This window comes from Paenibacillus sp. N22P23 (genome assembly GCF_059383735.1).
Genome location: NZ_JBXENT010000006.1, coordinates 14,888 through 34,523 on the forward strand (window position 1 = coordinate 14,888; position 19,636 = coordinate 34,523).

The following is a 19,636-nucleotide window of genomic DNA, read 5'->3' on the forward strand; positions in this document are numbered from 1 at the left end:
TTCATAGATCCATACATCGATGCCATATATTCTACTTATAGCCATAAACCAAGTCCTAGGGGGTAATGGAATGGGGATGCTGATTATTGCTGTGTTGATGGGTGCGTGTGCTGCGGGTTTACTATTATTCCGTAGAAATACGATTCCTGTCTATCTTCATAATGCTCCCCCTTCGCAGCGGAAGCTGTCCGTCATTATCCCAGCTAGGAATGAAGAAGGCAATCTGCCGCATCTTCTGAGCTCTCTTCGAGCCCAAACCATAGAAGAAATTGAGATTATCGTCGTAGATGATCATTCCGAGGATCAGACAAGTGCGATTGCAGAGAGCTATGGAGTCAAAGTCATTGCGAGCCCTGCGCTGCCCTTGGGATGGACAGGTAAGAACTGGGCTGTCTGGAACGGTTACTTGCAGAGCACCGGCGAGCTGATTGCGTTTCTGGATGCCGATGTCCGGCTCGCACCGGATGCGCTGCAGGCGCTCATCGAGGCGAGAGAGCAGGTCGGTGGGACGATCTCGGTCGTACCGTATCACCAGGCAGAGAAGCTCTACGAGAAATTAGCCCTAATTCCCAACCTCCTGGGCTTGTTTGCGTTTACGTCACCTATGGAGCGGACGAATGCTACGAAGGGGTTATACGGGTCATGTATTCTCACAACAAGAACGCAATATGACAAGGTGCAAGGCCATGAGGGCATTAAAGGCGAGCTGCTGGATGACTTGAACCTGGGGGCTAAATTCATGGAAGCGGGAATCCCGGTCGTGAATTATATTGGGTACGATAAGGTATCCTTCAGGATGTATCCCGGTGGCATTCGCAGTGAAATTGAAGGCTTCAGCAAAGGGGCGGTGCTTAGTACAAGCAAGCTCAGTTTACGTACGACGCTGCTCGTGGCGGTTTGGCTGGTCGGTCTGATTATGGTGGAGGCAACTCCGTTCTTCCTAGGGACCTCCTGGGGAGTGCCGCTCGCGATCGGATACGTGCTCTACACCGTGCAAATTTATTTTTTTGTTCACTATACAGGTCGATTTGGCAAATGGCTGCCTGCCGTTCATTTCTTGAGCACTGTTTTTTTTCTGATGATCATGCTGTATTCCATCTACCAGGTCGTCTTCTTTGGACGAGTGGCTTGGAAAGGTCGGAGTATTGAAGTAGGGGCTCGGAGAAAATGATGCTGATCCTATGGACGGTCCTATCTTACCTTTCCGGATCGCTTATGTGTTCTTATTGGCTTGGCTTAATGGCGAAGCATAATTTAAAGGAGCAGGGCGATGGCAATCCCGGAGCGCTGAATTTGTGGAGGGCAGCTGGATATACGTACGGTTTGACGGGTATTGCCCTTGATTTTCTTAAAGGATTTATACTGATATTCTGGCTTGTACATACTAACGCTGTGACGGGCACGGGTATCATCTTTCCGTCCGCTGCGGCAATTATCGGTCATATCTTCTCGCCTTTTCTGCGCTTTAGGGGAGGCAAAGCGATCGCAGTAACATTCGGCGTCTGGAGCGGGCTTACGGGATTCGCCGCCTCGCTCGCTTATGCCATTATTCTGGCAGTGCTGCTATTGTCAGGTCGGTTACTCAACAGAGGAAAGCCATCCACCTCGGAAGCAGATGCATTTCAAGTTGTGCTCGGTATGTTGCTGCTTGTGCTACTCCTATTTCTTGCAAACTATTCCGGCGCAGTCCTTCTGTTCGGAATGATCAATTTCCTGTTGTTAGTCTATTCTCATCGAAGGGAGCTGCGCGTTATTGTACGCAAACGAACGGATTGATCGCACAGCTGCGCTTTTCCTTACATTTCCTGCATCTGGTTTAGGAATAAGTCCAATTTCATGGTATAATAAAATATTGGATGAAACAGAAACGTGAGGTTACCTTATATGCAGGGGTTTAACGACTGGAATTTAAAAGTGAAAGAAACATTTAATGCAACGAGCAATGAAGTTGTGTTAACGGTGACGGAAGCCGGCAAATCGCTAGGCCTCTCCAAGGATCATATGAAGATTTACGTAGAAAAACATAAACTAACCAAGGTTCCGATCATGCGAAGCGTTCATCGCTATTTGCTCCTCAAGAGCGAAATCGATGAAATTCTCGCGCAGAAATAGGATTGAACCGGTCACTATATAGGCTCCATGAAAAGGTTTCTTTCGCTAAATCGGCGATAGTGTGGTATAGTTTGGTTCACGTATAGTATATGAGACTTAATGTCACATACTGAAAAGGTGCGATGTTGCCTGATTCGGTGTGTGACTTTTTTTATAGTGGTTAGAGAAGGGGAGGACTTGCTAATGTATTTTTCACGGAAAAGACCCATTGAGGATTTGCCGAACGAAATGACAGCCATTTGGTCATGTACGAAGGAAGGTTGCAATGGTTGGATGAGGAACAGTTATTCGTTTGCGGAAGTTCCGACATGCGCGCAATGTAAGTCTCCGATGATTAACAGTATGAAAGATCTCCCTATATTGCATAATTCCAGCTCCGAATTGAAGACAGCCTTAAAGAACGTCACGCCGAAGGCGTAATGAAGAAAGCCGACCGCAGCTGGTCGGCTTTTTTGTCGTGGTTGAGATCGCCTGCATATCCACCAATTAACATTATTAAATGATCGCTGTATTTAGTAAAATACAAATAACATTAAATGAAAGTATACATAACATGAGCCTATAACGGTGTGGTGATAACGATGAATGGAACTTTACTCGCGAAAATTCTGGAACATATGAAGATAAAAAACTGGAATTATTCCGATTTGGCTTCACAGGCCGACATCCATATCAGCGAGGTTAGCCGGATTTTTAGCCAGAAGAAGGCACTTACACCTACGCAATTGGATAAAATCACAATGGCCATCGGATTGCCGCCCGGGAGCATGTACGCCCTTTATTTCGAAGAGTACTTCAGTGACAGCGAGCATGTGCATAAAAGCAGAAGCAGTCAATTTCTGTACAGCTGCATGCTGAACGGTCGGAATCTGGAAGCGGGTCTCATGATTGGCTGCATATTAGAGGAGAACTCCAAATATTTACGAAGCAAACAAATGCTCAATATTTTCTCGGTGGCGGAGCGTTTGTTTCATGAAAGTAAGGAGACGGAGGCGCTCTTTCTCTACGAATCGATCATTGAAAATTTCCCGGACCGATTCTCGAGTGAATTTGCGATTTGTTATTTCCGGCGGTTTTTCATTCTCATTACGACGGACCGGGCGCAGCACGCCTTATCGACATTACTGGAATATATTCATTATTTGCCCGTTGACGTTCGCAGAGACGCCTTCCTATGGATTACCGTCTTCTATTACAGGCGCGAAGACTGGAAAGAGGTCAAATATTATGCCGAGAAATTAGAGAGCATTGCTTCTTATGGCAACCATTTGGGCTATGCTTTGATGTACAAAGGGTTCTCGTTAACGAGGCTTGGAGGTACGCTGGATGAAGTGCTCGAGCAAATTGATCGCTACTCGGAAGTGAACAAGCCATTCAGCGAATTCGCGATCGGGAATCGGCATGCCGCCTACTTGGACTTCGGAATTCTGGATTACGCAGAAGAGTATCTGGCCTGGTTGGTTGAGCGTGATGATCTCTACGTAGGGCTGCCAAGATTGCTCAGGACCTATGTCGAGTTAGACAGGTTGGAGGATGCGAAGGCTCTCGTCCAGAGATACCAGCATATTATCGATGATATTTCCAAAGAGCGGGATACGTGGGTCAAGCAGAAGACCGTATTGGATTTTCAATTCGCTTATTCGACCTATCTGAGTAAGATCGGCTCCTTCGAAGAAGGAATCGACGTCCTGCTTGAGGTGACATCCGAGGCACGAAACATTAAGAATGACCGCTTATTTAATAAATGTCTGTATGCGTTCTGGGAGCTGCGAGGCCAAACAATCCCGGCACAGGACGAGAGATATCGCCAAATGCTATTATCCGATACGAATTAGATCGAGCTTAAATCCACAACCTCACGGGTTGTGGATTTTCTTTTGCCCACTTCCGAATTACCTATATACAAAATTACGTATATATATTATGTTTTATATATACATTATGGTTTTTATATACATATCATTGAGAGGATGTTCAAACCATGAATCCGATTCGTCCAGCCGCAGTACCTTTAGTAACGGTAGATCCTTATTTCAGCGTATGGTCAACAGCTGACCGTTTAACCGATGATTTCACCCGCCATTGGACGGGACAACGACATGCCATGACAGGGCTTATCCGAATTGACGGGATGCCTTACCGCTTTGCAGGTCGCGTTGAACCGAAGGCAGAGCGTTATTATTCCGAGCCTCCGGCACTTACGCAAACCAGCTTAAAGGTCACGCCGCTCAGCACGATCTATACATTTGAGGCAGCCGGTATCGCATTGACTATTCGATTCACGACTCCGCTGCTGCTGACTGATTTGGATGTGTTGTCGAGACCTGCTTCTTATGTGGCGTTTGAGGTTCGAGCGCTCGATGGACGTACGCATGAGGTAAGCGTTTATTTCGACGTAACCGGAGAGTGGTGCGTGGATCAGCCTTCACAGGCCATCGTTTCGGAATTCAAAGAGAACAATGAGTTGTTCGTGATGAAAATGAGTCATGAACAGCAAGCGTACATGAATCGGTCCGGTGACGATCATCGCATCGATTGGGGTCACTTCTATTTAACCGCACAGAAGTCGGAGCAAACGCGTGCTTATCTGCATTCAGCAAATTTGCGCAAACTCTTCGTGCGCAATGAGAAGTTAACGAATGAGCCGGCTGCAACGCCTCAGGTGGTTGCTAACGGAAATCCAGTTATGGCACTCGTCTATGATCTGGGCGAAGTTGGCACGTCGCCGGTATCCGAGCTGGCCGTATTGGCTTATGATGATGTGTACTCCGTTACTTATTTCGGCGATCAGCTGCAGGCTTACTGGAAAAGAAATGGCCAAAGCACAGACGAAATGATTGCGGCTGCTTTCGCTGAATACAACGCGTTAATCGAGCGCTGCGCGGCATTCGATCAGGAGATTGTGGCCGATGGAGTAAAGTCAGGCGGAGAGAAATATGGGGATCTTCTAGCGCTGTCTTATCGCCAGGCGATTGCGGCGCACAAGCTTGTGACGGATACGGATGGGGAGCTGCTGTTCCTGTCCAAAGAGTGTTACAGTAACGGCTGTATGGCAACTGTAGACGTGAGCTACCCTTCTGTTCCATTGTTCCTGCTCTACAATTCATCATTGGTTGAGGCGATGATCCGTCCGATCATGAAGTACACCCGAAGCGATTCGTGGCCGTTCGAATTCGCGCCGCATGATATCGGGCAGTATCCAATTGGTAACGGTCAGGTATATAGTGAGAACGCAAGAGAAGGGCAGATGCCTGTTGAGGAATGCGGCAACATGCTGGTCATGGCTGCAGCGGTTTGTTTGGCTGGCGGTAACCAAGACTATATTTTCAGCCAAATGGACGTTTTCACAGAGTGGGCGGAGTACTTGCTGGAGCATGGATTGGACCCGGAGAATCAGCTGTGCACGGATGATTTTGCCGGCCATCTAGCTCGGAATGCGAACTTATCTGTAAAAGCGATTATGGGCGTAGCGAGTTTCTCGATTCTGAAGAAGCTGCAGAACAAAACCGATGAGGCTGCTCGCTACCGGAACGCAGCCAAAGAAATGGCTGATCAGTGGGGAGCACTCGCTGATGACGGCGACCACACGAAACTGGCTTTCGGGCAAGAGGGCAGCTGGAGCTTGAAATATAATTTGATCTGGGATCAATTGTTCGGCACGGAATTGTTTGACAAAGCGATGATTCAGAAGGAAGTCGCTTGGTACTTGAAGCATAGCAACAAGTACGGTACGCCGCTGGACAGCCGCGCAACCTATACGAAGTCGGATTGGCTTGTATGGTCAGCGGCATTGGCTGACGAACAATCAACCTTCACCGCGTTGATCGAACCGATCTGGCAGATGCTGAACGACACGGCGGACCGCGTGATGTTCTCCGATTGGACCGACACGTTGTCGGCAAGAGCGCTGAATTTCCAGCATCGCAGTGTAGTAGGAGGCATCTCTATGAAGGTGCTGAAGGACAAAGGAATCATGAAGGCATAGTGCAGCCTATTAGTTAATAGGGATGATAAAACGACCTTTTGGGGTCGTTTTTTGTTGTTTTGTGGGATATTTTGGGGAGTTTTGGCGGAAAGATTGTGGTAAACTAGGATGTAAGCAATTACATAGGTCTGCAGGAGGAGTATACGTATCATGTTCTTAAGCATTAGAAGCCGGCTGGCAGTAAAGTTATCTGTTCTTATTTTGGCTACTCTCGTAATCCTGTCTACAAGCTTGATCTACTTGCAGGTCCAGAACACGAGGAAAGCAAGCGAAGAAGCAATCGGCAGTTTTGGCATGCACACAGCCGAGGCCTATGCGGGGCAATTCGATGTCAAGCAGTATGAACCCTATATGCAAGATGCTAAGGAGAACGATCTGTATTGGCAAATTCGTGACGCCATGAATGATTATCGCCAGCGGATAGGCGCTTTGTATGTATATACGATTCAAATTAACGACAAGGGCGAACCGATCATTCTGATCGATGGTCAGCCTAGAGACGATGATGATGCGTCCCCAATCGGCGAAGTTACCGATATGCCGAAGGATGCAATAGCTTTAGTGCTAGAGGGGAAATCAGCCAAATCCGGAATTATTCATAATCCCGATTACGGTACTTATATTTCGGCTTATTCGCCGCTTCGCAATGAATCCGGTACGGTCATTGGCGCCATTGGTATTGATACGGATATATCGGTATCCACGACCATTTATAAGGAAGTTCTGAAATCCAGCACACCGTTGTTTATCATCATGGGCATCGTGATCTTGCTTGTTTTTATACTCATCGCCGTGTTTCTATCCCGCGCGTTACGGCCTCTAAGGATTGTTGTGAAAGGGGCAGAAGCGATGGCCGGAGGAGACTTCGCTGCTGCGAAAGGTCATCTTGGGAGGACGCGAGTGAACTCGCCTGATGAGATCGGACAGGCCTTCGCGGCTATGAACAAAATGAGCGACAGACTTGGCGTTACGCTTGGCAACGTGGTTCGGGATATGCAGGTAACGACGCAGGACCTCATTCATTCCACGGATCAGTTTGGTTCAGAGGCGGGGCAACTGGTCGACTTGAACGAACAGCTTGAGCTATCCATTACGCTATTGGCGGATGGCGCGCAGCATCAGCGTATCGGAGCAGAGGAAAGCGCCAAATCGATGGAGGAAATTACGTACGCGATCCAGCGCGTATCCGAGGCGTCTTCCCAGGTTTCGAGCGCCTCTGTAGAAGCACTTGATTCCGCGGAGCAAGGCCGCAAATCCATTCATCAGTTACGAGAGCAAGTGGTCGCCATCTCCGATGTGGCGAAGCAGACGAATGATTCCGTCTTGGCGCTGAATGCGTTTATGCACGAAATGGAACCGGTGCTCGCCTCCATCTCGAGTATTGCGGATCAAACCAAGCTATTGGCACTGAATGCTTCCATCGAGGCGGCAAGAGCCGGCGAGCATGGTTCCGGTTTTGCCATTGTAGCCGGTGAGGTACGTAAGTTGGCGGAAGCATCCTCTCTGTCCGCTAGTCACATTACTTCGCTGCTTGGGCAAATTGCGCAGGAATCTGCTTATATTGGCAAACGAATGATGGAAGGCAGCGAAGAGATGACGAGGAGCACGGAGCTGTCTGGTCATGTGGAGAGGATGTTTGATCAGACGGTCGACCGCTTCAATCTGGTAAACAGTCAAATCCAGGAGATTTCCGCAGCTGCGCAAGAGGTGCTGGCCGGTTCGGAAGAGGTGGCTGCATCGGTAGAGCAAATCTCGCAGATTTCGAATACGGCAGCGGACAACACCGCTTTGGTGCAGAAGATGTCTGCCGACCAAATGGCAGCGGCCAAGCGAATTGCGGTTACGACAGATCTGCTGAAGCAGCGAAGCTCCGGTTTGGAAGAAGCGATTGAGAAGTTTACTCTATAAGAAATGAAGGCCACATCCGGGTGCGGATGTGGCCTTTCTTGTGGTGTCGAACGATGGGGAGGAAGATGCGAAAAAACTAGGCATTTTATCCTATTTTTTCCTACTAATATTTGGTGATTTATGGTATAACGCTAGTAGATAGATTTGCCAAGATGAGAGGGGCATTTGCCAACATGGAAGGGTTTGTTAAGATGAATCGCGTACGGAATTTTTCATTGAAATCATTGCTGTGTTTCGCGCTAATTGTGGTTCTGACCGCTGCAGGACTACAGAACTACTCCTATGCAGAAGAAACGACGACAGCTAGTAGTGCAGTTGAGCTTACGACAGGCCTGAACCATATTCCGGGTGTAAAAGGCTTCAAAACGATCATCAACCGGGCAGAACTGCCTGAACAAGCGCAATTATTTACGCATATCACCGTTCAATCCTCCAACGCGCCATTTGGTGTTCGTGAAATCGGCGTAGCCGAATTCGTGGGCCGTCCTGAGCCGTATTCTGCAAGCGGTTATAACAGCGGACTTCCAAGCGGCGGAACCTATTATGCGCTGACGATTCTGTACGATGATAACCGTAATCCGCTCGCATACAACGAGACCACAGTTAACGTTCTTAGTGAAGAGCAGACACAACCAACACAGCCAACACAGCCGACACAGCCAAGTCAGCCATCCAATCCGAATAACTATGGCAATGACATCGATCCGAACTACAACAGTGTCGGGGAGTCGCAGTTCTCGGATATCACCAATCAATATTGGGCGTTCAGCGCAATCGCGGATCTGAATACAAGAAACGTCATCAGCGGATATCCGGATGGTAAGTTTAGACCGGATAAAGTAGTAACGCGTGCTGAGTTTGCGAAAATCATGGTGCTGGCAGCGGGACTTACTCCTGCGAAAGTATCGAAAACAAGTTTCTCCGATCTAAAAGCAACGGATTGGGAAGCACCTTTCGTAGAGGCTGCCAAATCGTATTTGAGCGGTTATAAGCTGTCGAGCGGTAAGTTGGTATTTAAACCGGATGCACCGGCAACTCGTGAGGATGTTGCGGTAGCTATCGTGAAGCTGAAAGGGTACAACAAGACGAAGCTGCCTGATCGCACGATTATTCAAGCGATGTTTAAGGATTACAATTCGATTTCCTCTTATGCCAAAGACTATGTTGCACTGGCGATTGAGAACAACCTTGTTTCCGGTTTCCCGGATGAGACGTTCCGTGCGCAGCAGCCTGTAACGCGTGCACAAGCAGCGGCTATGCTCTGGAGAGCGTATCAGTATGGGGATGAGAACAAGGAAGAGAATGGCGATGACGAAGAAGTCGTCGATATCGTGGATGGCGAAGAAGCAGAGATCGTGGAGTTTCCATCTTAAAATAATGCGGTGTCCTCCTACGCGAGGACACCTTTCATTTCTTTATAAAGGGGCATAGATCATGAAAGGGTTATCCAAACTTCTGCTGTTGATCGTAGTGATTGCTTTGCTGATCCCGGCTTATTCCGCATCAGCGCAGGAAAGTCAGCTCCGTGACGTTCATATCTACAGAGCGCTATGGAAAGGCGATCCTAGAATCATTAAGCCGATCCAAGAGGTATCATTCGACTTTATCGTTTCCACACGAGAAAATATTCACGGTGAAGATATGGTATTTGTCGATAAAGCGGGAGCAGACTTTATACTCAAGGCGGAAGGTTATCCGGATGTGTCTGCAGAGCTTCGAGGTGGATTCGGAGATCATGCAGACTCGGGTTTCGAATTCCACATTAGTGATACTAGTCAATTGGTCGCTGGCGTTCCGTACCAGCTTATTGCACCATCCATCAGCACCGAGTATACATGGCATGTAGAGGCTGGTGTTACCGTGGTGAAAGGCGCATCGAGTACACCGGCTGATTCGACGCCTCCACCTACGGATAATCCGCTGGATTATGGCAATGATATTGACCCCAACTACGGCCAGCCCGTAGGCTCGACCTTCAAAGATGTCGCCAATAATTACTGGGCGCTTACTGCAATTGAAGACTTAGCGAAGCGCGGCGTATTGGGCGGTTATCCCGATGGAAAGTTTAGACCGGAGAAAATCGTGACAAGAGCAGAGTTTGCCAAAATCATGATGCTGGCCGCCGGCGTGAAGGCAAAGAAGGTGACCAAATCTACCTTTGCCGACCTGCAGCCCTCCGATTGGGAGACGCCTTTCGTTGAAGCATCGAAACAATACCTGAACGGGTATAAGCTCTCCAGCGGGAAATTGGTATTCAAACCAAATTCGCCTTCATTAAGAGAGGATATTGTGACTGCGCTGGTCAAACTGAAAGGCTACGACAAGACGCATCTGCCTGATCAAAGCATCATCCAAGCGATGTTCAAAGACTTTAATGGCATCTCCAAGTTCGCAAGAGACGCAGTGGCCATTGCGATCGAGACAGGCATTGCATCCGGCTTCCCGGATGAAACCTTCCGTCCGCAGCAGCCGGTTACTCGCGCACAGGCAGCGGCAATGTTATGGCGAGCTTATCAGTTCGGCAATGACAATAAGTCGGATGATACGGAAGACAAGGTGGAGCTAGACGATAGCGACAAGGCTGGCGATAGCGAAGCTGCGGAGCAACCAGAGAATGGCGCAGGCTACTCCGTTACGGTTCAAGTGGCAGACCTGAATGGGGAAGCTGTAAATACAGGTGTTTATTTGCGCGGCGAAGATCGCGATTATCCGGTCACGAGTGCCAATCGAGATACAGGTACGTATTCGTTCAATCAAATTCCGAACGGGTCCTACAAAATCATGTTCCACTATTCCGGCTATAAACTGCAGAATTCGAATAAGATCACAGTTAAAGGCTCGAATTTGAGCAAAATATCGCTCCAGTTATCCGTTCCTACTTACACGGTGAGCGGTACTGCATTAGATGGCGAGGGGAACCCGCTTGCTGATTTGCCCGTTAGACTTATCACGTCCAGCAATGACGGCAGTTACTGGCCGGGGACAGACTCGGATGGAGAGTTTAAGCTGACCGATATCGCTCCAGGCAGCTATACCCTTGTGATAGGGAATCCAAGTAATCCTGCAGCTGCGTTAGAGATTGTCGTGGATGGCGACCAGTCCGGCATTGTTGTACAAGCAGGCAATTAATTGGAACACCAACAGAAACCGACCTCTGCTATTGCTGCAGAGGCCGGTTTTATTTTAGCTAAGAGTCATTAGAGATAGAGACCTGCCGTATACAGATCGGTAATGTTGACTGCGATTTCTTCGACCGAGCTTTGGTGTTCGTCTCGAACGATTTCCCACAGGTACATTTCATTCGTATAGAACCAGCCGCGTGCGATAAGCAGGTGGTTAAGATCGGTTCGTGCCAGCCCATGCGACTGCGAGTAGGCGATATCGCTGGATATCCGCTGAATAAACTTCTCGCGAATGCCCTTCCACTTGTCGGAGATGACCGATGAGATGCCGATTGCTTGCTCGAAAACCTGCATCATATTACGCTCCGCCTCAGCCATCTTGAGAAAAGCCAGCGTTTGTTTGCGTATTGTGTGAACCGCTTCTTCTTTCGTTTCCGGAACGAAGGAAATGGCGGCAATTTCATAAAACTGCTCCATGACATTCTCCATTAACACGCTTAACAAATCTTCTTTTCCTTGAAAATGAACATAAGCTGTTCCATATCCGATCTTAGCGGCATGAATCATCTGCGAAATGGTCGCTTTCTGGAACCCTTCCTCCAGAAACACTTGCTTGGCGGCAACTAATATTTTCTGGCGAGTCAGCGCGGAGCGTAAGTGTCGTTTATCTGTGGTTTTCTCTATGGCCATCGTTCTCCCCCTCAGTCCCATACCCTTCTAGAATATAAGAAACGGATGGAAAATGAAAGGCTTGTCTAACATATTGACACGGTGTCATATTGGTTGATATGATCACCTCATCAAGCGATTATTTTGTGAAAACGAGGGAGCAGCTATGGGAACAAGTTCGTTTCAACCCACATTAGATTACGCTAAACAATTAGATACAGAAGATAGCCTTGCACGGTTTCGCGAAGAGTTCTACGTGAAGCCTGATTCGATTTATATGGATGGAAACTCCTTAGGGCTTCTATCGAAGAGAGCGGAGCGTACGCTGCTGGAATCGCTTGCGGATTGGAGAGAGCATGGGATAGACGGCTGGATGCAAGGCAATCACCCGTGGTTCACCTTATCGGAGAAGTTAGGCGAGATGATCGCGGAACTTGTCGGCGCTTCCCCGGAAGAAGTGATCGTTACGGGTTCTACAACGGTAAACCTGCATCAGCTGGTCGCTACGTTTTATGAGCCGCACGGGGAGCGCAGCAAGATTTTGGCGGATGAATTAACATTCCCTTCGGATATTTACGCCCTTCAGAGCCAGCTTCGCATACGCGGTTACGATCCGGATACGCATCTTATTCGAGTGAAAAGTCGTGATGGCCGGTTCTTGAATGAGGATGATATTATCGCGGCGATGACCGATGATATTGCTTTGATCGTACTGCCGACCGTTCTCTACCGCAGCGGACAGATACTAGATATGAAGCGTTTGACGGAGGAGGCCCATAAGCGCGGCATTCTCATCGGCTTTGATGGCTGTCATTCGGTTGGTGCCATTCCTCATTCGTTCAGCGAGTGGGATGTGGATTTTGCCTATTGGTGCAATTATAAACATCTTGGCGGCGGGCCTGGCAGCGTCGGTGGGCTCTACGTAAACCGGAAGCATTTCGGTAAGAACCCCGGTTTAGCAGGCTGGTTCGGCTCGAGAAAAGATAAACAATTCGATATGGAGCACACGTTAACGCCTGCGGAATCAGCAGGGGCTTATCAGATCGGAACGCCTCATGTGCTGAGTTTAGCGCCGTTAATTGGTGCGCTGGAGATCTTCGCGGAAGCGGGCATTGTGAATATTCGGCGGAAGTCGCTTCATATTAATCAATATTTAATCGACTTAATCGAACATGAGCTTGGCGAATTCGGATTCTATATCGGCAGTCCGCGTGATGATGTACGGCGTGGCGGTCATGTCAGCTTGGAGCATCCGGAAGCAGCGCGGGTCTGCAAGTCATTGAAACAAAACGGTATCATTCCGGATTTCCGGGCGCCTAATATTATTCGGCTTGCACCGGTTGCCCTGTATAACTCCTATGCCGAGGTATGGGAAGTCGTTCAGAAACTGAAGAAAATTATGGTCGACAAGGAATATGAGCAGTTTAAGAATGAACGCGAAGTCGTTGCCTAACGAACATTGAGAGGGGTCTTACACCATGAACAATCATGAACAGCAGCACGGCAGCGGGAAGCTGGAGAAGGATATTCAAACCGATTTCTCCAAATCGATGTCCTACGGGGATTATCTTCACCTTGATAAAATTCTGGAAAGTCAGCATAGATGCTCCGACCACCATGATGAAATGCTGTTTATTATCATTCACCAAGCGAGCGAGCTGTGGATGAAGCTTATCTTGCATGAGATGCAGGCTGCTACGCTGTCCATCCGCAATAACGAGCTTGAGCCGTCCTTCAAAATGCTGGCGCGCGTGTCCAGAATACAGCAGCAATTGATCCAGTCTTGGAGCGTGCTGTCGACGCTGACACCGGCTGAATATATGGGCTTCCGTGATGCGCTTGGTTCCTCTTCAGGATTCCAATCGCATCAGAACCGCTTGATCGAATTCGCAATGGGCAACAAGAATGTCCATACACTGTCCGTTTTCCAGCATCAGTCTGAGCTCTACACGCAGATGCAGCAGGCACTGCATGAGCCGGGCCTCTATGATGCGGCTATCGGAGCGCTCGCAGCGCGCGGCTTGCCGATTGATCAAGAGGCGCTGGATCGGGATTGGTCGCAAAGCTACCAGCCGAATGCCAGTGTGGAAGAGGCATGGCTGACCGTATATCGCGATGTCGATCAATACTGGGATCTCTATGAGCTGGCAGAGAAGCTCGTTGATATCGGAAGCCAACAGCAGTTCTGGCGGTTCAACCATATGACGACCGTGGAACGGATTATCGGCAATAAGATGGGAACCGGCGGTTCGTCCGGGGTTAATTACTTGAAGAGAGCGCTGGATCAGCAGTTCTTCCCTGAGCTGTGGAGCATGCGCACGAAGCTGTAAGGGGATGAACAATGGCATGAGCAACTGGATAGATATTTCACAGCCGCTGGATGAGAAAGTCGCCACTTGGCCGGGGGACACCCCCTTCTCCTACAAGGTGAGTTGGAGCAAAGAAGAGAGCGGCTCCGTCAATGTGGGCCAAATCAGTATGAGCATCCACACGGGGACGCATATTGATGCCCCGTTTCATTTTGACAATGAGGGTAAGAGGGTCAGCGATTTAGACCTTGATTTGTACATGGGGCAGGCGCGAGTCATTCATCTGCTGAACCCTGCATCGATCGGCGTTCGGGAGCTAGCCGGGATTGAGCTGGATGGGGTAAAGAGGCTGTTGATCCGCACGGATGCCTGGAAGGATAGGCATGTGTTTCCTCAGTCGATACCGCCAATTGAACCGGAACTGGCTGTGTATCTTGCAGGCTATGGCGTGCGGCTGATCGGTCTTGATTTGCCATCTGTTGATCCGCTCGACAGCAAAGAATTACCCGCTCATCATGAGCTCGCCGGACAGGGCATTCACATTCTGGAAGGACTTGTCCTAGATCATGTGGAACCGGGGGATTATGAGCTGATTGCTCTTCCATTACCTCTGACCGAGGCGGATGGAAGCCCGGTTCGTGCAGTGCTTCGGAAATGATCAATATAGTAAAGACCACATCCTGATCGGGATGTGGTCTTTTATTTTCATTATATAAGGCACATGACAGATACTAGCGTAAAGTGCAAATAACGACGAAGTAAGTGGAACTATATAGAAAGGTTTTTGTAAAATTATGGCGAAAGTAATATATACTAACTAGAATGGGAGATGTGCATTGTGAGGATAATGGATAAGGTAGTAAATCCTAAAAATATTCATTTAGCTTATCTGAGAGTTATTAACGGAGCTATGAATAAGGAACTTCTAATTGAAGCAGAACAAGAACTTTTTTATAGCTCGATGCCGAAAATATATGAGGGGATGCAATCCATCTTGCACTCTCCACAAGACTACGAGTTTTCAAAAGTTGAACAACTGCACAAGCCTAAATTTTCGCATGAGAGCCAGACATATGATAAAAGAACCTTGGTGAGAATTAACTTTTTTGACTCTGTAATTATACAATGCATTGTTAACATTTTAGGTGAACAATTAGAAAGTTTAATGCCTCAATGGAATTATGGCTATAAAGTTGTTAGTTGGAGTGACTCCCCATATCAATATCAGAGCTGGCGAACAGGCTATGCAAAGTTTGTAAAAACAGAATTGGAAGCAATTGAAAGTGATAAATTTCTTACTGTAATCGAAACAGATATAGAAAAGTTTTATCCATCCATTAATCATGAACTTTTATTGAGTGAACTAAAACCCTATTTTTCATCGTATATGGATTCCGTTACATTTATAACCTGGATTGAGAAAATACTTAATATATATTTTGAAAAAGACGGTGACGGTCTTAAAGTCGGATTACCTCAAGGCCCGCTACACTCACCGTTATTAGCTATGTTTTTTATCAAAGATTGCTTTAAACAAGTGAAAACCAAATACCCAAGTGCACTTTGCTTTGGCTACGTAGATGATCTTCGCATTTATTCAGAGCATCCTAAAGAAATAGCAGAGCAGATTTTTTTGATACTACAAGAATACTTGAAAAGAAAGAAGTTAGCATTGAATCAATCAAAGACTTTAATTGATCCAGTTACTAAGCATAAAGAGCAAGAAGCTAAGCTAATGAGTAAAGCTTCTAATCTGGGGAGAGCTATTCGAGACGAGGTTGTTATAACTTCTGACGGATTAATTCAAATGCGGCTAAACCTAGGAAGACTTTTCAAAGAGATAAGTGAGATATACTCAGAAAGTGAAAGCCATAAAAACAAGTTAAGCGAGAAATTAGGGAAATTTGTTGATTATAGATTAGTGAAGCTAATCAATTCAAATGATGGGTGGTACGAAGAATTAGAAAAAGCATTTTCAAGTGATGTATTAAGTGGGAATTTTTTGGCGATTTGGCACACATTATTTCTGAAAGCTGATACTGTAGCGATGAAGCGGGCATTTCTATTGAAATTACGAAATGTAGTTCAATCGGAAGTGGGCAATCAATTTAGCTATGTGAAGTTTTTAGTTTTTAAATATATGTTCAGATGGTCTCCAACCGAACTACGTTTGTCTAATGAGGATATTTCAAATGATTACATAGGCATTATTAATAGTAATATGGATACTTATTGCATTAAAGGAACACTATCTTCAGTACATAAAGATTGGATTAACATATTACCTTCATTTGAAGGCTTGCTCGTAGCTACGGAAGATATTGAATTACAATCACTTTGCTATAATTTAGGGTTAGTAAAGTCTATTCCATCCAAATATTCTAACAATCAATTACAATCTCGATTAATACAAAATAATAACAATGAGATTATCTTTGAAAGTCCAAAAGTTAAGCTAACAAAAGAGCCTCTTTATCTAGATGATGAAGATTTCAAATTGATTAAGTATAGGTTGTTAAAATATTCAAAGTCCAGATGGAGATTTACGGATCTAGATATATCGAACGCGAATTCGTTAAAGGAAGAGCCATTAGTAAATGAAAGGAAGAATAAAACCTTACTTAGAAATCTAATTATGTGGCTGAAGATTCAATTTATTGACGGAAAGAGAGTACCTGCAAGCGTTATGAATCCAGAATATATATGGGTAAATTCGAAAAATAGTAGTATATATTTACTAGGTAACCCAGCATGGAATTTTGATTACTTGTTTGATACATCCCCAACAACAATATGGAAAAAATCGTTTATTACCTTATTTGAAGCGCTATTTAATATTGATTTATCTGAAGGGCTGCGAATATTTAAAAGATCATGGAGTTCGTCCCAATCGCCATTACTATTTAATTGGCAGTATCGAATAATTAATTACCTTTTCTCAAGTGGATTCAATCTAATAACATTTATTAATCAAGTTGAAAAAGTATTATCTCATGAGGATAGCGGTGCTATCGTTGAATTTGAACAGATGAAATTGGATCATATTGTAAAGCATTATATTAATGAAGTAGATTATAGAGACAACCTGATTGTGATAGCAAGCTATGTTGAAGGAAGTTGGAAGAGTGGTTCAAAAGAATGTTACTTTTACACATTACATAACCATGAACATGCACGGTATTTAGTCTACAGACTTCATGAAATTTTTGAGAAGTCTGGATTCTCTGTATACCTCAATAGTAAGGAGGCATTTCGATTATTCGCGGCTTGCTTTTTACATGATTTAGGAATGTTATCAGAACCATCAAAGTTTAGACTACACAATAGTGATGAAGAAGATATACAGCACTTACAGAATGAGACACGTCGTATACTTGAAGTGGCGGCTGCAAGAAATCAGAGTTCTGACCCTGACTTAGATTTACATCAAATATATGAAATATTTAATCATGTTGAGCGTTTGAGGGAAAATATAGTCCGGAACGAACACCCCAATATTTCAGAAAAAGAATTAGTGGGTGATTATCCAGATTTACCACTAACTGTAGCAGAGAGAAGAGATATTGGAATAATTAGCGCAGCTCATGGTTGGAATAAAATAAGAGTAAATGAGATATCAGATAGTTTACACGATGGAAGACATCCAATTCACTTAAAATTGATTTCTCTACTGTTGCGAATAGCTGATCTAAGTGATGTTTCAAAAGAAAGAGTAAGGCGAGAGGTGCTTGAAAGAAACCGACATAGAATGTCAGACAATTCGCTTTTCCATTGGATAAAGCACTTGAGTGTTAATAATTTAACAATTGAACATAATGAGATGCTTGATGGTACTAATAAGGTGGTTTTAAAAATAAATCACGAATATCTCCCGACTGGAAATATCTTGACCGAGGTGTTAGAAAAGCGTTGTGGTAAAAACTGCAAAAGAAATGGAAGTAGTGACATGACAGATTTTTTGCAAAGGGGGGCATCCACTTTGGGGAGTGGGAGCTGCTACGATTATTTTAACAAATCAATGTGCGATGTTACTTGTGCCTTTATCAATGAATCCTATAAATGGTTTTACTCAGAGATTATCTTCATTAATGAGTATTTTAAGGAGAAGGAAATACCAGTGCAGTTAGATTTAGTTATCATGAAAACAGATGAAAGTTTAACTGATTTTAATTATGTTAGAAATAGAAATAAAATGGAATCTGCTCAGGAGTTTATGACATATTTTTTCAACAATATAAATTGATAAAATCTCAATGACCTCCTTCGAGGGAGGTCATTGAGATTTATGGTCAGACAAACTGCGTTTCTCAACCAGTAGAGGGGACATCTTCTTCCATACCTTAAGCATTAATTGCCGATCGGCTACGGATTGACCAGGCTCTGGCTGCTTCAACGTTTGAGGAATTGGGAGAATCCGATAGCTCATACCGCTTGACGTAGCTACTTTGGTCGCCCATGTTAGGACGTAGGTGACTTCCTTCACGCGCACCCTGCCGCTATCTTCTTTGACTACGGTTATTTGGGCAATGGCGCCGCATTTGGTGGCAGCGTTTTTGTACAGGCAGGTAGAGGCAAAATTGCCAAGCGAATAGATAGCGAAGCGGTCGTCCTTGGTGTGGAAGGCCGGCTGAAGGACATGCGGGTGGTGTCCGAGTATGATGTGTGCACCGCTTGCAAGCAGCAGGTTCACGAGCTCACGCGATTGGCCCAGGGGGACGTGACGGCACTCTTTGCCGATATGCGGGCAAACGATGACGACATCGACCTGCTCCGCAAGTCTGCGGATATGTGCAGCGACATTGTTATAGGTGCTGGGAGTAACGGTGTTTACCCGCCATGCCTCGCCGGCAGGCAGGGGAATGTTGTTGGTTCCTTTGGAATAGTTGGCAATGCCGACTTTCATGCCTTTCACTTCGACGATGATATGGTTGTCAGCTCCGGGATCGGAAGCGTAGGTGCCGGTATGGGCTAGGTCGTTATCATTAAGTATATTAATGGTGCGGATCAGCCCCTTCTTGCCGCGGTCCATGCAGTGGTTGTTGGCCGTCGTTAAGACGCCGAATCCTGCGGATTTAAGGGCTGGAGCGAGCTCATCCGGACAGTTGAACATGGAGAAACCTGTCGTGGTATTCGCTCTTGTATAGGCAGATTCTCTGCCGGCGAGCGGCGTTTCCAGATTGCCGATGACCAGATCCGCCTGCTTGAGGTAAGGGGCAACCTTCTGGAATAGGGGATCGAATGCATAACGGTCATCCCCTTGCTTTTTGGCAGACCGCAGAATCGGCCCAATCATCAAAATATCCCCGACAGCAGCGAGCTTAAATTCCATAGGCTTCGCGTCCCTTCCTCTGTTTGCAGCATCCTCATGGTCATGGTATGTAGGTTTTCACTCTAACGAACCACACAGGCCTTATTTGGGCGAAATGAGGCGGTTTGAAAATCTAACGAACCGTACAGGTCTTATTTGGTGAAAAGCTGTACTTTTCCGCTCGAATTCGCCTCAATAGCGGCTCCACGGTTCGTTAGAATAA

General features: G+C 46.2%; 15 protein-coding genes. 13 read left to right on the top strand and 2 right to left on the bottom strand.

The features are described from left to right. Positions 1-70 precede the first annotated feature (70 nt). From AC506A_RS21995 to AC506A_RS22035, 9 genes are all read left to right on the top strand, one after another. The gene (locus AC506A_RS21995; RefSeq protein ID WP_495463141.1) at positions 71-1,171 is read left to right on the top strand and encodes a glycosyltransferase family 2 protein; all 1,101 of its coding nucleotides are present in this window, start codon (positions 71-73) and stop codon (positions 1,169-1,171) included. Then, complete coding sequence (locus AC506A_RS22000) at positions 1,168-1,776, top strand: glycerol-3-phosphate acyltransferase (protein WP_495463142.1); 609 nt, start codon at positions 1,168-1,170, stop codon at positions 1,774-1,776. The genes AC506A_RS21995 and AC506A_RS22000 overlap by 4 nt, the downstream gene beginning before the upstream one ends. A 108-nt stretch (positions 1,777-1,884) precedes the next feature. Further along, positions 1,885-2,112 (top strand): helix-turn-helix domain-containing protein, encoded by a 228-nt coding sequence (locus AC506A_RS22005; protein WP_495463355.1) that lies wholly within the window; start codon positions 1,885-1,887, stop codon positions 2,110-2,112. 183 nt (positions 2,113-2,295) lie between these two features. Further along, positions 2,296-2,532, top strand: a complete 237-nt coding sequence (locus tag AC506A_RS22010; protein ID WP_495463143.1) for a cold-shock protein — start codon at positions 2,296-2,298, stop codon at positions 2,530-2,532. 161 nt (positions 2,533-2,693) lie between these two features. Next, the gene (locus AC506A_RS22015) at positions 2,694-3,947 is read left to right on the top strand and encodes a hypothetical protein (RefSeq protein WP_495463144.1); all 1,254 of its coding nucleotides are present in this window, start codon (positions 2,694-2,696) and stop codon (positions 3,945-3,947) included. A gap of 146 nt (positions 3,948-4,093) precedes the next feature. Beyond that, entirely contained in the window at positions 4,094-6,097 is a 2,004-nt protein-coding gene (locus AC506A_RS22020; RefSeq protein WP_495463145.1) for a glutaminase family protein, read from the top strand. 150 nt (positions 6,098-6,247) lie between these two features. Then, complete coding sequence (locus AC506A_RS22025; RefSeq protein WP_495463146.1) at positions 6,248-8,005, top strand: methyl-accepting chemotaxis protein; 1,758 nt, start codon at positions 6,248-6,250, stop codon at positions 8,003-8,005. A gap of 173 nt (positions 8,006-8,178) precedes the next feature. Further along, positions 8,179-9,378 carry an S-layer homology domain-containing protein gene (locus tag AC506A_RS22030; protein ID WP_495463147.1) on the top strand — a complete coding sequence of 400 codons (1,200 nt, stop codon included), beginning with the start codon at positions 8,179-8,181 and terminating at the stop codon, positions 9,376-9,378. Between the two features lie 61 nt (positions 9,379-9,439). Continuing rightward, a complete protein-coding gene (locus AC506A_RS22035; protein ID WP_495463148.1) occupies positions 9,440-11,134 on the top strand; it encodes an S-layer homology domain-containing protein in 1,695 nt (564 codons plus the stop codon). 68 nt (positions 11,135-11,202) lie between these two features. Here AC506A_RS22035 and AC506A_RS22040 read toward each other — a convergent pair whose 3' ends face one another. Beyond that, on the bottom strand, positions 11,203-11,817 hold the full coding sequence (locus AC506A_RS22040; RefSeq protein WP_495463149.1) for a TetR/AcrR family transcriptional regulator: 615 nt from the start codon (positions 11,815-11,817) through the stop codon (positions 11,203-11,205). A 145-nt stretch (positions 11,818-11,962) separates the two neighbouring features. Between AC506A_RS22040 and kynU the strand changes: the two genes are divergently transcribed. The 4 genes from kynU (at position 11,963) to AC506A_RS22060 (ending at position 18,348) form a co-directional block, all read left to right on the top strand. Further along, positions 11,963-13,249, top strand: a complete 1,287-nt coding sequence (gene kynU / locus AC506A_RS22045; RefSeq protein ID WP_495463150.1) for a kynureninase — start codon at positions 11,963-11,965, stop codon at positions 13,247-13,249. 25 nt (positions 13,250-13,274) lie between these two features. Further along, positions 13,275-14,126 carry a tryptophan 2,3-dioxygenase gene (gene kynA / locus AC506A_RS22050; protein ID WP_495463151.1) on the top strand — a complete coding sequence of 284 codons (852 nt, stop codon included), beginning with the start codon at positions 13,275-13,277 and terminating at the stop codon, positions 14,124-14,126. 16 nt (positions 14,127-14,142) lie between these two features. Further along, positions 14,143-14,763, top strand: a complete 621-nt coding sequence (kynB, locus tag AC506A_RS22055) for an arylformamidase (RefSeq protein WP_495463152.1) — start codon at positions 14,143-14,145, stop codon at positions 14,761-14,763. 189 nt (positions 14,764-14,952) lie between these two features. After that, complete coding sequence (locus AC506A_RS22060) at positions 14,953-18,348, top strand: RNA-directed DNA polymerase (protein ID WP_495463356.1); 3,396 nt, start codon at positions 14,953-14,955, stop codon at positions 18,346-18,348. A gap of 30 nt (positions 18,349-18,378) precedes the next feature. On the opposite strand, the gene AC506A_RS22065 is transcribed toward AC506A_RS22060, so the two are convergent. Further along, the gene (locus AC506A_RS22065) at positions 18,379-19,434 is read right to left on the bottom strand and encodes a CapA family protein (RefSeq protein ID WP_495463153.1); all 1,056 of its coding nucleotides are present in this window, start codon (positions 19,432-19,434) and stop codon (positions 18,379-18,381) included. Between the last annotated feature and the right edge of the window lie 202 nt (positions 19,435-19,636).

What these genes read in the sequence shown, in the direction of transcription:
- AC506A_RS22000 (WP_495463142.1), top strand. Translation starts at nt 1,168, where the DNA reads ATGATGCTGATCCTATGGACGGTCCTATCTTACCTTTCCGGATCGCTT.
- AC506A_RS22020 (WP_495463145.1), top strand. Translation starts at nt 4,094, where the DNA reads ATGAATCCGATTCGTCCAGCCGCAGTACCTTTAGTAACGGTAGATCCT.
- AC506A_RS22010 (WP_495463143.1), top strand. Translation starts at nt 2,296, where the DNA reads ATGTATTTTTCACGGAAAAGACCCATTGAGGATTTGCCGAACGAAATG.
- AC506A_RS22040 (WP_495463149.1), bottom strand. Translation starts at nt 11,817, where the DNA reads ATGGCCATAGAGAAAACCACAGATAAACGACACTTACGCTCCGCGCTG.
- AC506A_RS22065 (WP_495463153.1), bottom strand. Translation starts at nt 19,434, where the DNA reads ATGGAATTTAAGCTCGCTGCTGTCGGGGATATTTTGATGATTGGGCCG.
- kynB (WP_495463152.1), top strand. Translation starts at nt 14,143, where the DNA reads ATGAGCAACTGGATAGATATTTCACAGCCGCTGGATGAGAAAGTCGCC.
- AC506A_RS22005 (WP_495463355.1), top strand. Translation starts at nt 1,885, where the DNA reads ATGCAGGGGTTTAACGACTGGAATTTAAAAGTGAAAGAAACATTTAAT.
- AC506A_RS21995 (WP_495463141.1), top strand. Translation starts at nt 71, where the DNA reads ATGGGGATGCTGATTATTGCTGTGTTGATGGGTGCGTGTGCTGCGGGT.
- kynU (WP_495463150.1), top strand. Translation starts at nt 11,963, where the DNA reads ATGGGAACAAGTTCGTTTCAACCCACATTAGATTACGCTAAACAATTA.
- AC506A_RS22015 (WP_495463144.1), top strand. Translation starts at nt 2,694, where the DNA reads ATGAATGGAACTTTACTCGCGAAAATTCTGGAACATATGAAGATAAAA.
- AC506A_RS22030 (WP_495463147.1), top strand. Translation starts at nt 8,179, where the DNA reads ATGGAAGGGTTTGTTAAGATGAATCGCGTACGGAATTTTTCATTGAAA.
- AC506A_RS22025 (WP_495463146.1), top strand. Translation starts at nt 6,248, where the DNA reads ATGTTCTTAAGCATTAGAAGCCGGCTGGCAGTAAAGTTATCTGTTCTT.
- kynA (WP_495463151.1), top strand. Translation starts at nt 13,275, where the DNA reads ATGAACAATCATGAACAGCAGCACGGCAGCGGGAAGCTGGAGAAGGAT.
- AC506A_RS22035 (WP_495463148.1), top strand. Translation starts at nt 9,440, where the DNA reads ATGAAAGGGTTATCCAAACTTCTGCTGTTGATCGTAGTGATTGCTTTG.
- AC506A_RS22060 (WP_495463356.1), top strand. Translation starts at nt 14,953, where the DNA reads ATGGATAAGGTAGTAAATCCTAAAAATATTCATTTAGCTTATCTGAGA.